Genomic DNA, 15,060 nt, shown 5'->3' with positions numbered 1-15,060 from the left:
TACCTTAGATGGGGAGAAATCCGCCGGTAAGCTGCTATTCATCCCGAGGGGCGGCGGCTGGTGGCGCGCTCCGCCTTTCGTCGCTGGAGGCGTACGACATGTCAACGACCGCGACCCGGTGCCCGGCGCCCACGGTCCGCCGGTCTGTCGGTCCCCACCCGGTGCGGCTGGGCGTGCCGGGCGAGCGCGACCGCGCCGCTGACGGCGAGCAGGAAGCCCAGCACCGCCACCGGCTCGGCGCCGGGCCGCACCCGGTCACCGAGCACCAGCCAGCCGGCCACCGCCGGGGCCACGGTCTGGCCGAGGATGGTGGAGGCGGAAGCGACCGTGACGGAGCCGCGCTGCAGGGCGGTGGCGTAGAGCAGCACGCCGGTCATTCCGGCCAGCACCAGGGTGTAGCTGACCGGGCTGGCCAGCACCATGCCCGCACTGCTGGCCCGGCCGAGCAGCCGGGCACCGACCGCCGCGGCGCCGAAGGAGAGCCCGGCCAGCACGCCGGGCAGGGCCGGGCCTCGCATCCAGGGGCTGCCCAGGTACGCGCCGACGGCCAGCGCGAGCACCGCGCCGAGCAGCCACCAGCCGTCGTTCGGCGAGGCCTCGGCCGGCGGGCTGCTGCCGGCCGAGAAGACCAGCAGCAGCAGGCCGGCGACCACGCCACCGATGGCCACCCAGTCCCGGGGGGCCAGCCGGACGCGCAGCACCAGCATGGCGATCAGCGCCACCAGGCTGAGGTTGGCCGCCCCGACCGCCTGCACCGCGAAAAGCGGCACGGTACGCAGCGCGGTGAAGGTGAATCCGGAGGACGCGCCGTCCAGGGCCAGGCCGGCCGCGTACGGCCCGGTGCGCACCAGCCGCCACAGCAGCCTCGGGTCGAGGTGCGCCATGGCCGCCACCCGGCGCGCTCCGATCGACTGCAGGATCGCCGCGGTGGCGCTGCACAGTGCGGCGAGGAGCGCCAGCAGAAAACCGAAGGCCATGGAGAAGTCCCGAGATCGTCGGCGCCGGATCGGCCGGTCGATGCCCGCCTGGCATACCCACCAGCGCGCGGGTCTCGCACCCGGTGCCGCCCGAATCCGGCGGGCCTCCGGTGATCGCGCCCGACAACGGGCCGGGTCACCCGATCCGGCCGCCCGCCGAGTCGATCGCGCGGCGCGTGCTGATCGTCTCCGCCGACATCGGCGGCGGGCACGACGCCACCGGCCGGGCGCTCGAGGAACGCGTCCACGCGCTCTGGCCGGGCAGCCGGGTGGGCTGGGTGGACACCCTCGACGCGATGGGTCCGGGGGTCGGCCCGACCTTTCGTCGCACCTACCTCACCAATGTCGGGGCGACGCCCTGGTTGTACGAGTTCTTCTGGTCCTCGCTGTGGCGGCACCGGTGGTTCGCCGACGCCTCGAAGTGGTTCACCGGCTCCTGGGCCGGGCGGCGGCTCGCCCCGGTCATCGAGGCGTTCGACCCGGACCTGATCCTCTCCACCTACCCGCTGGGCAGTGCCGGGCTGGCCTGGCTACGCCGGCACCGCGGTCTCGGCGTACCGGTCGGAGCCTGGGTGTCCGATTTCGCCCCGCATCCGTTCTGGGTGTATTCCCAGCTGGATCTGGGGATGGTGGTGCACCCGGCGGCGCTGCCGGTGGCGGCGGTCGCCGCCCCGGGCGCGGCGCTCGGGGTCTGCGCGCCCCCGGTGCTCGAGCGGTTCCGGCCGGGTGACCGGGCCGAGGCCGCCCGGCGCTGCGGTCTCGACCCGGACCGGAAGGCGGTGGTGGTCGCCTGCGGCTCCTACAGCCTGGGCTCGGTCGAGGAGGCGATCGCCCCGCTGATCGGCATCGGCGACGCGGTGCAGGTCGTCGCGGTCTGCGGACGCAACCAGCAGTTGGCCGACCGGCTGGCGCGCCTGGCCACCCCCGACGGGCGGCTGCTGGTGCGCGCCTGGGTCGACGACATGCCCACGCTGCTGCGGGCCGCGCACCTGCTGGTCACCAACGCCGGCGGAGCGACCGCACTCGAGGCGTGGGCCACCGGCACGCCGGTGGTGATGTACCGGCCGATCGCCGCGCACGGCGCGGCCAATGCGGCGTTGATGACCGCCGCGGGGCTGGCCGAGACGGTCCGCGACCCGGCCGCGCTGGTCGCGCTCGTCCGCTCCCGGCTGGTCGGTCCGCACCCACCCCACCCGGTGCAGGCGTCGGCCCACCCGCACCTGCCGGACCTCGGGCTGCCGGCCGTCGCCGGTGCGCGCTCTCCGGTCGAGGCGCCGTCACCGGACGGGGCGCGCCCGACCGACCCGGCCCGCTGGGGGCCTCCCGCCGGGCCGGCCGGCGAACAGCCGGCCAGCTGGCCGCTACGCCCACAGGACGCGTTCTTCCGGTACGTGCAGTCGGCCACGGTGGCGCAACAGATCGGTGTGGTGCTGGAGCTCGGGCCCCGACCCGACGGCACCGCCCTCACCCGCGAGGATCTGGCCGCGCTGCTCGCGCGGCGGCTACCCACGATCACCACCCTGCGTCGCCGGCTGGTCAGCCGGGGGCCGGGGCGCCGGCCCGGCTGGGTGGTCGACCGGTACGTCGACCCCGCCGCCCACCTGACCGAGGTGCGGCTCGCGCCGGGCGACGACGGCAGCGCCGCGGTGGACCGGTTCTGGTCCCAGCCGCTGGCCCTGGACCGGCCACCGTGGCAGATCCTGCTGCTCGGCGGGCTCCCCGACGGGCGTACCCGGGTCGCGGTCAAACTGCACCACTGCCTCGGCGACGGTCTGTCGGCGATCGGCGTCCTGCAACGGCTGCTCGACCCGGCCACCACCCGGCCGGCGAAGCCGGCAGGGCAGGCACCGGCCCGGCCAGGGCGGGACACCGCGGGGCTGGGCGGCCGGGTCCGGGACACCGCCCGCCAGGTCGCGCTCACCGCACGCGGGCTGGCCCGCCTGGCCGCCCAGGGGCCGGCGCCGGCCACCGTGCTCAACCGTCCGCTCGGCTCACCGCGCCGGGTCCTGGTCACCGCCACCCTGCCCGCCGCCGAGGTGTTCCGCGCGGCCCGCGCCTGCGGGGCGCACGCCAGCGAACTCATGCTGGCGTTGACCGCCGGGGCGCTGGGTCGGGTCCATCCCGCGCCGGCGCCGCCCCGGTTGCGGGCCATGTTCGCGGTCTCCCGTGACGCCCGGCGGCGGGCGCCGACGCAGGGAAACTGGACCGGTGCGGTCAACCTCGACCTCCCGGTGCGGCGCATCCCGCCCCGGTTCCGGGTCGCCCTGGTCCGGCAGTCGCTGCGGACCGCGCTGCGCAGCGGGGAGCCCGAAGCGGCCGGCCTGGTCATGCGGGCGATGGGCAACCTGCCCGCGCCGGTGCACGCCGCCCTGGCGCGGCGGTTCTACAGCAGCCGGCACCTCAACGTGATCGTCTCCTACGTCCCGGCGCCGTTGCGTCCGCAGGTGCTGGCCGGCGCGCCGCTCAGGACGGCCACCCCGGTGGTCGCGCTCGCGGCGGGGGTGCCCGTCGGGATCGGCGTGCTGCGCTGCGGCGACACCTTCGAGGTCGGTGCGCTGCTGGACGGGTCGCTGGCCGACGTCGGCCCGGCCTTCGTCGCCGCCCTGCACGCCGAACTGGCCCACCTGCTCGCCGAGGCCGACCGCGCGCCGGTCGCCGACGACCGGCCGGCCGACGCGCCCGCGACGTCCGGCCCGCCCCGGCGGGGGTCGGCGCCGCCGGAGCTGCCGCGGTGCGGCTGACCGGCGCGGTGGTGCTGGTCACCGGTGCCTCGTCGGGCATCGGCGCCGCCCTCGTCCGGCGGCTGGCCGACGCCGGAAGTCAGGTCGTCGCCGCCGGCCGGGACGCCGACCGGCTGGCCCGGCTCGCCGCCGAGACCGGCGTCACCACACTGCTGACCGACCTGACCCGGCCCGGCGCCGGCCGGGAGCTGGCCGAGCGGGCGCTGGCCCGCCACACCCGGGTGGACGTGCTGGTCAACAACGCCGGCACCGGCTGGGCCGGCCCGTTCGCCGGGATGGCCGACGCGCGCGCCGACGAGCTGCTCGCGGTGAACCTGCGCGCACCGATCGAGCTGACCCGGGCGCTGCTGCCCGGCATGTGTCACCACGGCGGGCATCTGGTCTTCGTCGGCTCGATCGCCGGGCGGCTCGGGGTGGGCGGGGAAGCCGTCTACGCGGCCAGCAAGGCCGGGCTGGACGCCTTCGCCGAGAGCCTGCGCCTGGAACTGGCCGGCTGCGGCGTGACCGTCAGTACGATCGTGCCCGGGGTGGTGGACACCCCGTTCTTCGTCCGTCGGGGCCAGCCGTACCACCGTCGCCGTCCCCGCCCGCTGCCACCGGAGCGGGTGGCCGACGCGCTGGCCGACGCGATCACCCGGAACCAGGCCGAGGTGTACGTCCCGGGTTGGCTGCGCCTGCCGGTGGCGGTACGCGGGCTGCTGCCCGCGCTGTACCGCCGGCTGGCCACCCGGTTCGGGTGAACCGGGCCGGCGCCGGACCTCAGCGGCCGCGTACCGCGCGCAGCGACTGCCGCAGCGAGGACATCGTGGCCAGCACGGCGGTCGGTTCGTGGCCGCAGTGCGCCATGCAGTTCGCGCAGCGGTCGTCGCGTCCCCGGCCGTAGCTGTCCCAGTCGGTGGAGTCGAGCAGCTCGCGGTAGCTGGCGGCGTATCCGTCGGCCATCAGGTAACAGGGCCGCTGCCAGCCGAGCAGCGAGTACGACGGGATGGCCCACGCGGTGCAGGGGAAGTCCACCCGGCCTTCTAGGAAGTCCAGGAACAGCGGCGAGTGGTTGAGCCGCCAGCGGGCCCGCCGGCCTCCGGCGAAGGCCTTGCGGAACAGCTCCCTGGTCTCCGTGACGCCCAGGAAGTGGTCCTGGTCCGGCGCCTTTTCGTAGGCGTACGCGGGCGAGAGCATCATCTCGTCCACCCGCAGGTCGTCGTTGAGGTAGTCGAGCACCTCGATCACGGTCTGCGGGGTGTCGGTGTTGAAGAACGTGGTGTTGGTGGTGACCCGGAAGCCGCGCTGCTGGGCGTCCCGCACGGCCGCCACCGCCGCGTCGAAGACCCCGTCCTTGCACACCGACGCGTCGTGCCGCTCGCGCAGCCCGTCGATGTGCACGGTGAAGGCGAAGTACGGCGACGGCCGGAACTTGTCGATCTTCTTGGGCAGCAGGACCGCGTTGGTGCAGAGGAAGACGTACTTCTTCCGGCGCACCAGTTCGGCGACCAGGGTGTCGATCTCGGGGTGCATGAGGGGCTCGCCGCCGGCGATGGAGATCATCGGTGCGCCGCACTCCTCCACGGCGGCCAGTGCCTGGTCCACCGGCATCCGGCGCTTCAGCAGGTGCGCCGGCTGTTGGATCTTGCCGCACCCGGCGCACTTGAGATTGCAGGCGAACAACGGCTCCAGTTCCAGCAACAGCGGGAACCGCTGCCGTCGGCGCAGTTTCTGTTCGACCAGGTACCTGGCGATCCGCAGGCTCTGGCGCATCGGCATGCTCACGGCTGACGTACCTCCTTGGGAAGGGTGAAGCTGACGTCCTCGACGGCTGCGGTGTGCTCGCTCACCTCCCGGGCACCGAGCGCGGTGAGTGCCGCGACGAGTTCGTCGACCAGGCCGGGCGGCGCCGACGCGCCGGCGGTCACCCCGACCGTCGTGGCGCCGGCCAGCCAGCGCGGGTCCACGCCGCCCACGTCGTCGACCAGGTGGGCCCGCGCGCCGGCCCGCTCGGCCACCTCGACCAGGCGGCGGGAGTTGGAGGAGTTGGTCGACCCGACCACCAGCACGACGTCGGCCCGTTCGGCGACGACCGTGATCGCCCGCTGCCGGTTGGTGGTGGCGTAGCAGATGTCGTCGGAGCCGGGGCCGGTCAGTGCCGGGAAGCGCCGGCGCAGCGCGTCGACGACGCCCGCCGCCTCGTCCACCGCCAGCGTGGTCTGTACCAGATAGGACACCCGGGACGGGTCGGTCACCTGCACCGTCTCGGCGGCGGCCGCGTCGGGCACCAGCCGGATCCGCTCGGGCGCCTCGCCGAGGGTGCCCTCGGTCTCCTCGTGGCCGGCGTGCCCGATCAGCAGCACCGTGTCGCCCCGGCCGGCGAACCGGCGCGCCTCGGCGTGCACCTTGGTCACCAGGGGGCAGGTGGCGTCGATGACCGGCAGTTGCCGGTCGGCGGCCTCCTGGCGTACCGCGGGCGACACCCCGTGCGCGGAGAAGATGGTGAGCGCGCCGTCGGGGACCTCGTCGAGTTCGTCCACGAAGACCGCGCCGCGGGAGCGCAGGTCGGCCACGACCCGGGCGTTGTGCACGATCTGCTTGCGGACGTAGACGGGCGGGCCGTGCCGGCGCAGCGCCTGCTCCACCACCGCGATCGCCCGTTCCACCCCGGCGCAGAACGAGCGGGGCGAGGCCAGCAGGACCTGCTGGACGCTGCCGGCGGCCGCCGCCCACTCGGCCAGTGCCGCCGCCACCGCGGGCAGCACCCGCAGCGCGGTGCGGATCCGGCGGAGCGTGGCCGGTCGGTACAGCGGTCCGGTCGCGGTGTCGGCGACCACTCGGACGCAGGCGGTCGGACGGTCGGCGCAGCCGGCCAGCAGCCACGCCGACTCCAGGTCGGCGACCAGCGCTCCGGTCGCGGCCAGCCGGGCCCGGGTCGCGCCGTCGACCAGCCGGGTCGTGGTCACCACCGGTCCGAGGTGTACCCGCAGCCCGCGGCGACGCAGTGCGGCGGCGAGCAGGGCGGCGGACGGCATCGGCACGACCTCCGGCCCCGGGTGCCCGGCCCGCGGGTCGGTGCGTACCTCGGTGGCCACCACGACGTCGCCCGGGGCCAGCCCGGGAGCCAGCCCGCCGCCGATCCCGGCGACGGCCACCGGGGTCGTCCCGGTCGGCCGGCCGGCGGCCACCGACCGGGCGCGCCGGGATCCTGCGCCGGTACGCCGCAGCGCCGGCCACCGGCCCGGATCGAGGCTGGTCAGCCCCCGCCGCAGCGCCGCCGCCTCGGGCCGCATCGGCGCGCACAGGGTCCACGCCGCAACGGCGGGCGCTGCTGGCTCGGTCACGGCACCACCTCGGCGGTCAGGCCGCCCCGCGCGTTCAGGATCCGGCCGAGCGCGCTGATCGGGAAGACCAGCCGGTACATGCCGTAGTTGATGTAGAAGTCGCCGGGGAAGCCGGTCCCGGTGTAGTGCGGCTCGTCCCAGCCGCCGTCCGGCCGCTGGGTGTCGACCAGCCAGCGCACCCCGCGTTGGGCCGGCTCACCGGCGCCATGGCCGGCGGCGTGCAGCGCGAGCAGCGCCCAGGCGGTCTGCGACGCGGTGGACTCGCCCCGCCCGACCCAGGACGGGTCCCGGTAGGAGCGCATGTCCTCACCCCATCCGCCGTCCGGGTTCTGGTGCGCGTGCAGCCAGTCGACGGCCGCCCGGATCGCCGGGTGGCCGGGCTTGACCCCGGCGGCGACCAGGGCGGGCACCACCGCCCCGGTGCCGTAGACGTGGTTGGCGCCCCAGCGGCCGAACCAGGAACCGTCCGGCTCCTGGGACCGCAGCAGCCAGTGCACGCCGCGGCGGACCGGCGCGGTGCCGGCGAAGTTCTCCGCGGCCAGCGCCTCGACGATGTGCGCGGTCACGTCCGCGCTGGGCGGGTCGGTGACCTCGCCGAAGTCGCAGAACGGCAGGTCGCCGACGATCGCCCGGGTGTTGTCGGCGTCGAAGGCGCCCCAGCCGCCGTCGCGGCACTGCATGCCGAGCAGCCAGCGGGTGCCCCGCAGCACGGCGGCCTCCGCCGGTACGCCGGTCCGCCGCAACGCCATGATCACCTCGGCGGTGTCGTCGGTGTCGGCGTACCCGTCGTTCTCGAACTCGAAGGCCCAGCCGCCCACCGGGGTCTTCGGCCGGCGGACGGCCCAGTCGCCGCGCACCCGGATCTCCTCCTTGAGCAGCCAGTTCCCGGCGCGTTCCAGGGCGGCATGCCCGGCCGGCAGCCCGGCGTCCGACAGCGCGGTGACCGCGAGCGCGGTGTCCCACACCGGCGACTGGCACGCCTCCAGCCAGCGGACCGGGCCGTCCTCGGTCTGCTCACGCACCGTGAACCGCTCCAGCCCGTCCAGCCCGGCGCGGAGCACCGGGTGCTCCAGCGGGTAGCCGAGCAGGTGCAGCGCCATCAGCGAGTAGACCCAGGGTGGCTGGATCCCGCCCCAGGAACCGTCGGCCTCCTGGCGGGCCACGATCCACTCGGCGGCCCGGCGCAGCGCGTGCCGGCGCACCGGTCCCCGGGCGATCCGCTCGTAGCCGCTGGCGACCCGGTCCAGCCGGTGCAGCACCCCGGCCCGCGACCGCAGCCGCGGCGGCCGCGGCGCCGCCGTCGGGATGCGCAGTTCGTCGACGCCGAAGCCGAGCTCCCGCACCGGGCGCAGCGCCCGGACGATGGACAGCGGGACGATGGTCTGCCGGGCCCAGCACGCGAAGTCGTAGACGTTGAACGGCATCCAGTGCGGCAGCAGCACCAGCTCGGGCGGGACCGCCGGCAGCTGTGACCAGGGCCAGTGGCCGAACAGGGCCAGCCAGAACCGGGTGAACACCCGGCTCGCCGCCAGTCCGCCGTGCGCGCGGACGAACCGGGCGGCGGCGGCGAGCTGCGGGGCGTCCGGCGTGTCGCCGGCCAGCCGCAGGGCCAGGTACGCCTCGATGGTGGTGGAGAGGTCGCCCGGCCCGCCGTGGAAGGTCGCCCACGAGCCGTCCGGGCGTTGCTGGGAGCGGATCCACCGCGCCGACTCGGCGGTCTGCTCGGCGGTCCGGATGCCGAGGAACTGCCGCAACAGCAGGTCCTCGGCGTCCATGGTGACGTTCGTGGCCAGGTTTCCCTTCCACCAGCCCGCGTCGTCCTGCAGCCCGAGCAGGTGGTCCCGCGCCCGGCGTAGTGCCGCCCAGGCCGGGTCGCTCGCGGTCCCACCCGCCTTGGTCGCCGGGCTGGTGGTGGGCTTCGGCTTCGAAGACAGCAGCTCAGTCATCAGTGGTCCCGTCCGGTGGTGAAGGTGGCGATATCGGCGAACTCATCGCGCACGTCGTCGGGCAGGTCGAGCGCGTCCAGTTCCGCCCGCGCCCGCTCGGCCTCCTCCCACGCCCGCTGCGCGGTCCAGTCCCGGGCGCCGGTCGCCTCGATCAGCGCGCTCGCCCGGGTCACGTCCTCGTCGGTCAGTGGCTGCGGCGACCGGTACCGCTCGGCGAGCGCCCGGCCGGCCGCCTGACCGCTGGTCACCGCCCGTACGACCGGGATGCTCCGCTTGCGGGCCCGCAGGTCCGAACCGACCGGCTTGCCGGTCCGTCGTGGGTCCCCCCAGATGCCGAGCAGGTCGTCGACGAGCTGGAAGGCCAGTCCGAGGTGGCGGCCGAACCGGGACAGCCCGTCGACCAGGCCCGGCGGGCCGCCGCAGAGGATCGCGCCGAGGGCGCACGAGCCGGCGAGCAGCGCGGCCGTCTTCTGCTCGGCCATTCGCAGGCACTCGTCGAGGGTGACGTCGTCGCGCCGCTCGAAGTCCAGGTCGGCTGCCTGCCCGGCGACCAGCGCGCGGATGTCCACGGCGAGCCGGCGGGCGGCCGGGCAGCCCCCGGGCGTCTCGACGAGCGCCTCGTACGCCAACCCGACCAGGGCGTCTCCGGCCAGGATGGCCGGGCCGACACCGAACACGGTCCACGCGGTCGGCCGGTGGCGGCGCTCGGTGTCGCCGTCCATCACGTCGTCGTGCAGCAGGGAGAAGTTGTGCGCCAGTTCCACCGCGGCGGCGGCCGGCACCCCGGCGCTCGGCTCGGCGCCGGTGGCCCGGGCCGACAGCAGCGCCAGCGCCGGGCGCAGTCCCTTGCCCTGGCTGGCGGCGGGTGACCCGTCGGCGTCCCAGTAGCCGAGCTGGTAGCCCCCGACCAGGCGGTTGCCCGGGTCCAACCGGTCCAGCAGGGCACGGATGGCCGGCTCGACGTAGGTCTGGATCTGGTCCGTGCTGCGGCTGCGTGCGACGGTCATGATGCGGCCTCCGAGTGATGTCGGGGCCGGGACAGGAGTTGGCGGGCGACGATGTCGGCGGCGTCCTCGCCGCTGCGCACCGCGCCCTCCATCGTGTCCGGCCAGCCGGTGTCGGTCCATGCGCCGGCCAGTACCAGCCCCGGTAGGCGGGTGGCCGGACCCGGCCGGTACGCCCGCGTGCCGGGCGCCTGCCGGAAGGTGGCTTTCGGCTCCCGGGTCACGAACGCGTCGCGTACCGGGGTGTGCCGCGCGGCCGGGAACAGGTCGGCGAGAGCCTGGCGTTGTGCCGTCACCAGCTCCGCCGCCGGCCGCTCGAGTTCCGCGTCGGCGGCCGACAGCGACACCACCAGATGCTGCTCGCCGGCCATGCCCGGCACTGACCGATCGAAGATCCACTGTGCCGGGGACTCCACGGCGGCGGCCATGCCGAGGTCGGTGATCCGGGCGGCGTAGCGCAGGTGCACGTTGACGATCGGCGCCGCGCCCAGCCGTTGCCACTGCTCGGCGGCGGGCGCGGCGGCGGGCGGCACCAGCGACGCGGCGGCCTGGTGCGGCACGGCCAGCACCACGGCGTCGGCGTCCAGCTCGCTGTCGCCCACGCCGATCCGGAATCCGGTCGGCTCCGGTCGGATCCACCGCACCTTCGCCCGGGTGTGGACCTTGGCGCCGAGCCGGTCGAGCAGCCGACGGGCGGGCACGCCGTGCAGGTCGGTCAGCGGGACCAGGGGCCGGCCGATGTCACCGGCGTCCGCGGCCTCCAGCAGCCCGGTGCGGAACACCCGCGCCGCCAGCGCCAGCGACGCGTGGGTGCTGGGCAGGTTCAGCGCCGCCACGGTGATCAGGTCCCAGAGTCGCCGGACCGCCCGGCGGCTCTGGCCGTGCGCGGCGAGCCAGTCGCCGAAGCTGCGCCCGTCGGTGGCGGGCAGGTCCGGGTCGACGTGCCGCAGCGCGGCGCAGGCCCGGACGGCGGCGACCCGCTCGGCCGGGCTGAGCAGCCGGTAGCCGGCCAGGGCCGGCAGCAGGTGCGCCGGGGCCGGCAGCCGGCGGCGGGCCAGCACGTGCGGCCGCTGTCCCGGCAGCAGCACCGGCACCGTGAACCGCGGCTGCAGGTCCGTGCCGCCGGCCGTGCCGAGCCGGTCCAGCAGCCGCCGGTAGGTGTGGTAGCAGCGCAGGAAGACGTGCTGGCCGGTGTCCACGCTGAGGCCGTCGCGGCGGAAGGAGTACGTCGCGCCACCCAGCTCCGGCCGGGTCTCCAGCAGCGTCACGGACAGGCCGAGATCGGCGAGCCGGACCGCCGCGGCGATCCCGGCCAGCCCGCCGCCGATCACGCACACCGTGCCGGATCCGCCTCCCGGCTGCGCGGCCGGCCCGGTCATGCGGAACGGCCGACGAGAGCGCGCGCCGCGACCCAGGCCTTCTCCCGGCCCGGCAACGACACGCGACTGCGGGTGACCGCCAGCGGATCGGCCGCGATCCGGGTGAGCAGGCGGCGGTAGATGCCGGCCATCGCCGCCGTGCAGGCCGCGCTGCGCCGGTCCAGCAGCGGCAGCAGCTGCAGGCCGACGTCGTACCAGCGTGCGGCGCGGGCGGCCTCGAAGCGCACCAGCTCCACCAGCCGCTCGGGTGGATCGGCGAAACCGGGCCCGTCCAGGCGGAGGGTGCAGCCGAACCGGTCCAGGTCCTCGGCCGGCAGGTAGACGCGTCCGCCGACCCGGTCCTCGACCAGGTCGCGCAGGATGTTGGTCAGCTGCAGGGCCACGCCCAGCGCGTCGGCCAGTGGTGCGGCCCGGCCCGGCTGGGTGGCCCCGAACACGCCGAGGGAGAGCCGGCCGATCGACCCGGCCACACAGCGGCAGTACCAGAGCAGGTCGTCGAAGCTGTCGTACCGGCGGCCGGTAACGTCGGCGGCGCACCCGTCGATGAGCTCGTCGAAGGCGGCCAGCGGGATCGGCATCCGCGTCGCGGCGTCGGCGAGGGCGGCGAGCACCGGGTCGGCGCCGCTGTCGCCGGGCAGCCGGTGCAGGGCCGCCCGGGTCCGGGCCAGCGCGTCCAACTTCTCGTCGGGAGGCAGCGTGCCGTCCCCGATGTCGTCGATGCGGCGGGCGGCCGCGTAGATGGCCGACAGCGCCCGCCGTTTCGGCGCCGGCAGCAGCCGGATGCCGTACGCGAAGTTGGCCGCCTGGCTACGGGTGATCTGCTCGCAGTGCCGGTAGGCGGCCTCGGTCCGGGTGGTGGTCGTGGTCATCCGGCACTCCGGACGGTGGCGGCCAGCCAGCTGCCGAGGATGTCCCGGCGGCGGGGCCGGGCGGTGACCGCCAGCGGGTCGTGGTCGGCGGCGGCCAGCGCGTCGAGCGTCGCCCGGCCGCCGGCCAGGTAGCCGCCGACCGCGAGCCGGCCCCAGCCGTGCAGGGCCGACACCAGCGGGGCGCCCGCGTCGAGCCAGGCACGCGCCCGCTCCGCCTCGAACCCGATCAGCTCCCGCAGCTGGCGGCTCGCGGTGCTGCGGCCGAGGTCCGCCTCGGTGACCTCGAACCGTTCCATGTCGGCCGCCGGCAGGTAGACCCGGCCGCGGCGGTGGTCCTCGGCCACGTCCTGCAGGTGCTCGACGAGTTGCAGGGCGGTGCAGATCCGATCGGACAACGCGACGGTCGCCGGATCGGCCTGCCCGAAGACGTGCAGGACGAGCTCGCCGACCGGGTTGGCGGACAGGGTGCAGTAGCCGACGAGCTGCTCGAAGGTGGCGTAGCGGGTGACGTGCTGGTCGACCCGGTTCGCCTCGACCAGCCGGACGAGCGCGTCCAGGGGCAGCCGGCACTCGGCCACGGTGGGCGCGAGGGCGCGCAGCACCGGGTTCGGCACGTCGGCGCCCGCGTGGAGGGCGCGCAGTTCGGCCTCGACGTCGTCCAGGGCGGCGAGCCGGTCGAGCCCGTCGGCCAGCGGTTCGTCGCCCAGGTCGTCGACGTGGCGGGCGTAGCCGTACACGGCGAGGAGGTGACGGCGGTACCGCGCGGGCAGCACCCGGAGGGCGACCGGGAAGTTCTCCTGCGCCCGGGCCTGCTCCACCCGACGTATGTCAGGGGCGATGGCTGGTGGACTCATCCCTGGTTCTCTCCTTTCTCTGGGCACGGGCGGCGGCAGCTCAACCGGCGAGCGGGGTCAGCCGGCTGCGGACGCTCGCCCGTACCCGCCGCGACGCGTCCCGGCTCCCGGTGCCGACCCACGACAACCGGCGCAGCACGTCCGCGCAGATGCCGTGGGCGTCCAGGCCGTACTCGGCGAGCAGGTCGGGCCGGTCGCCGTGCGGTACGAACGTCGTCGGCAGGCCGAGGGCACAGACCGGCGTGGCGACGGCGGCGTCGGCGAGGCTCTGGGCGACGGCGGCACCCACGCCACCGTCGCGGACCCCGTCCTCGACGGTGACGACGAGGGCGTGGTCGGCGGCCAGCACGGCGAGCTCCGGGTTGACCGGCCGCACCCACCGGGGGTCCACCACGGTGCACTCGACACCGCCCGCCGCCAGCAGTTCCGCCGCCCGCAGGGTCGGCCCGGCCATCGCCCCGACCGCCACCAGGAGCACCTGCGCAGCCGCCGCCCGACGCAGGACGTCGAGCCCGGCGATCCGTTCCACCGCAGGGATGTCGCTGTCGACGCGGGCCTTGGGAAACCGCAGCACCGTGGGTCCCCGCCGCTCGTCGACCGCCTCCCGCAGCTCCTCGCGGAGCGAGGCCGCGTCGCGCGGGGCGGCCACCCGCAGGCCGGGCACCGTGCCGAGCATGGCCAGGTCCCACATGCCGTGATGGCTCGGCCCGTCCGGGCCGGTGATCCCGGCCCGGTCGAGCACCAGGGTGACCGGCAGCCGGTGCAGCGCCACGTCGAGCAGGACCTGGTCGAACGCCCGGTTCAGGAAGGTGGCGTAGACCGCCACCACCGGGTGTTTGCCGCCGAACGCGAGCCCGGCCGCCGAGGTGACGGCGTGCTGTTCGGCGATGCCCACGTCGACGGTCCGCTCGGGGTAGCGCGCCGCGAAGGCGCCGAGTCCGGTCGGGCCCAGCATCGCCGCGGAGACCGCCACGAGGTCCGGGCGGTGTCCGCCGATGGCGACGAGTTCCTCGGCGAACACGTCCGTCCAGGTCCGGCCGGGGGACCCGACCGGCTGTCCGGTGCCCGGGTCGACCACGCCCACCGTGTGCAGCCGGTCGGCGTCGTCGGCCTCGGCCGGCGGGTGGCCGTGACCCTTGTGGGTGACACAGTGCACCACGACCGACTGGTCCGACGCCCGGGCCTGCTGCAGCGCCGCTTCGAGTTGGCCCACGTCGTGCCCGTCGACGGGGCCGAGGTAGCGCAGGCCCAGCGCCTGGAAGAAGTCCGAGCCCGTCGCCTCCCCGGACCGCCCGCCGGGTGACCCGGCCGTGGCCCGTAGCGACGCGAGATGCGCGGCCAGGCCGCCCACGGTCGGCGCGTACGAGCGGCCGTTGTCGTTGAGCACGACCACCACCCGGCCGGGGGACCCGGCCAGGCTGTTCAGGGCCTCCCAGGCCAGGCCGCCGGTGAGGGCGCCGTCGCCGATCACCGCGACCACGGCGCGGTCGGGGCCGTCGAGGGCGTACGCCCGGCACAGCCCGGTGGCGTAGGACAGGGCGGTGGAGGCGTGCGAGTTCTCCACCAGGTCGTGCGGCGACTCGGCTCGCCGGGGGTAGCCGGACAGGCCGCCCGATCCGCGAAGCTGGGCGAACCCGGCCCGGCGGCCGGTGAGCAGCTTGTGGACGTACGCCTGGTGCCCGGTGTCGAAGATGATCCGGTCATGCGGGGACCGGAACACCCGGTGCAGCGCGATGGTCAGCTCGACCATGCCGAGGTTCGGGCCGAGGTGCCCACCACGCCGGCAGATCGCCTCGACCAGGAACGCCCGGATCTCCCCGGCGAGCAGCCGCAGTTGCTCGTGGGTGAGCCGCCTGACGTCGTCGGGCTGGTTGACGGTGTCGAGCAGGGACATCATCTCTCCGTCCGGCCGGTCGTGCGCGAACCCAGCGGCCACAACCCCGTCCGCGGCGGCGGGCCGGGCGTCG

11 protein-coding genes are annotated in these 15,060 nt (G+C 75.6%); 2 read left to right on the top strand and 9 right to left on the bottom strand.

Annotation, left to right across the window (positions count from 1 at the left end; all coding sequences use genetic code 11):
- Positions 1 to 101: 101 nt before the first annotated feature.
- Positions 102 to 977 carry a hypothetical protein gene (locus ACFYML_RS04360; protein ID WP_387419244.1) on the bottom strand — a complete coding sequence of 292 codons (876 nt, stop codon included), beginning with the start codon at positions 975 to 977 and terminating at the stop codon, positions 102 to 104.
- 110 nt (positions 978 to 1,087) lie between these two features.
- On the opposite strand from ACFYML_RS04360, the gene ACFYML_RS04355 reads away from it, so the two are divergent.
- Together ACFYML_RS04355 and ACFYML_RS04350 are read left to right on the top strand one after the other, a co-directional pair.
- Positions 1,088 to 3,718 (top strand): wax ester/triacylglycerol synthase domain-containing protein, encoded by a 2,631-nt coding sequence (locus ACFYML_RS04355; RefSeq protein WP_387419243.1) that lies wholly within the window; start codon positions 1,088 to 1,090, stop codon positions 3,716 to 3,718.
- Positions 3,709 to 4,458, top strand: a complete 750-nt coding sequence (locus ACFYML_RS04350; RefSeq protein WP_387419242.1) for an SDR family NAD(P)-dependent oxidoreductase — start codon at positions 3,709 to 3,711, stop codon at positions 4,456 to 4,458. The genes ACFYML_RS04355 and ACFYML_RS04350 overlap by 10 nt, the downstream gene beginning before the upstream one ends.
- A gap of 19 nt (positions 4,459 to 4,477) precedes the next feature.
- Here ACFYML_RS04350 and hpnH read toward each other — a convergent pair whose 3' ends face one another.
- From hpnH to ACFYML_RS04310, 8 genes are read right to left on the bottom strand one after another with little or no spacing between them, the layout of a single operon-like run.
- Positions 4,478 to 5,476: an adenosyl-hopene transferase HpnH gene (gene hpnH, locus ACFYML_RS04345; protein ID WP_357435968.1), complete on the bottom strand. Its 999-nt coding sequence runs from the start codon at positions 5,474 to 5,476 to the stop codon at positions 4,478 to 4,480.
- 2 nt (positions 5,477 to 5,478) lie between these two features.
- Complete coding sequence (gene ispH / locus ACFYML_RS04340) at positions 5,479 to 7,041, bottom strand: 4-hydroxy-3-methylbut-2-enyl diphosphate reductase (protein WP_387419241.1); 1,563 nt, start codon at positions 7,039 to 7,041, stop codon at positions 5,479 to 5,481.
- Complete coding sequence (gene shc, locus ACFYML_RS04335; RefSeq protein WP_387419240.1) at positions 7,038 to 8,987, bottom strand: squalene--hopene cyclase; 1,950 nt, start codon at positions 8,985 to 8,987, stop codon at positions 7,038 to 7,040. The genes ispH and shc overlap by 4 nt, the downstream gene beginning before the upstream one ends.
- Positions 8,987 to 9,994 (bottom strand): polyprenyl synthetase family protein, encoded by a 1,008-nt coding sequence (locus tag ACFYML_RS04330; RefSeq protein WP_387419239.1) that lies wholly within the window; start codon positions 9,992 to 9,994, stop codon positions 8,987 to 8,989. The genes shc and ACFYML_RS04330 overlap by 1 nt, the downstream gene beginning before the upstream one ends.
- Entirely contained in the window at positions 9,991 to 11,370 is a 1,380-nt protein-coding gene (hpnE, locus tag ACFYML_RS04325) for a hydroxysqualene dehydroxylase HpnE (protein WP_387419238.1), read from the bottom strand. Before hpnE ends, ACFYML_RS04330 begins: the two co-directional genes overlap by 4 nt.
- The gene (gene hpnD, locus ACFYML_RS04320; protein WP_387419237.1) at positions 11,367 to 12,239 is read right to left on the bottom strand and encodes a presqualene diphosphate synthase HpnD; all 873 of its coding nucleotides are present in this window, start codon (positions 12,237 to 12,239) and stop codon (positions 11,367 to 11,369) included. Before hpnD ends, hpnE begins: the two co-directional genes overlap by 4 nt.
- Positions 12,236 to 13,093, bottom strand: a complete 858-nt coding sequence (gene hpnC, locus ACFYML_RS04315; protein ID WP_387419236.1) for a squalene synthase HpnC — start codon at positions 13,091 to 13,093, stop codon at positions 12,236 to 12,238. The genes hpnD and hpnC overlap by 4 nt, the downstream gene beginning before the upstream one ends.
- 40 nt (positions 13,094 to 13,133) lie before the next feature.
- Positions 13,134 to 14,987, bottom strand: coding sequence for a 1-deoxy-D-xylulose-5-phosphate synthase (locus ACFYML_RS04310; protein WP_387419235.1), 1,854 nt, complete (start codon positions 14,985 to 14,987; stop codon positions 13,134 to 13,136).
- Positions 14,988 to 15,060 lie beyond the last annotated feature (73 nt).

Origin of the sequence: Micromonospora sp. NPDC007230 (assembly GCF_042869115.1) — a bacterium.
Taxonomy (GTDB): Bacteria; Actinomycetota; Actinomycetes; order Mycobacteriales; family Micromonosporaceae; genus Micromonospora.
This window is presented reverse-complemented; position numbering and strand designations above follow the sequence as displayed.

What these genes read in the sequence shown, in the direction of transcription:
- ACFYML_RS04360 (WP_387419244.1), bottom strand. Translation starts at nt 977, where the DNA reads ATGGCCTTCGGTTTTCTGCTGGCGCTCCTCGCCGCACTGTGCAGCGCC.
- hpnH (WP_357435968.1), bottom strand. Translation starts at nt 5,476, where the DNA reads ATGCCGATGCGCCAGAGCCTGCGGATCGCCAGGTACCTGGTCGAACAG.
- shc (WP_387419240.1), bottom strand. Translation starts at nt 8,987, where the DNA reads ATGACTGAGCTGCTGTCTTCGAAGCCGAAGCCCACCACCAGCCCGGCG.
- ACFYML_RS04330 (WP_387419239.1), bottom strand. Translation starts at nt 9,994, where the DNA reads ATGACCGTCGCACGCAGCCGCAGCACGGACCAGATCCAGACCTACGTC.
- hpnE (WP_387419238.1), bottom strand. Translation starts at nt 11,370, where the DNA reads ATGACCGGGCCGGCCGCGCAGCCGGGAGGCGGATCCGGCACGGTGTGC.
- hpnD (WP_387419237.1), bottom strand. Translation starts at nt 12,239, where the DNA reads ATGACCACGACCACCACCCGGACCGAGGCCGCCTACCGGCACTGCGAG.
- hpnC (WP_387419236.1), bottom strand. Translation starts at nt 13,093, where the DNA reads ATGAGTCCACCAGCCATCGCCCCTGACATACGTCGGGTGGAGCAGGCC.
- ACFYML_RS04310 (WP_387419235.1), bottom strand. Translation starts at nt 14,987, where the DNA reads ATGTCCCTGCTCGACACCGTCAACCAGCCCGACGACGTCAGGCGGCTC.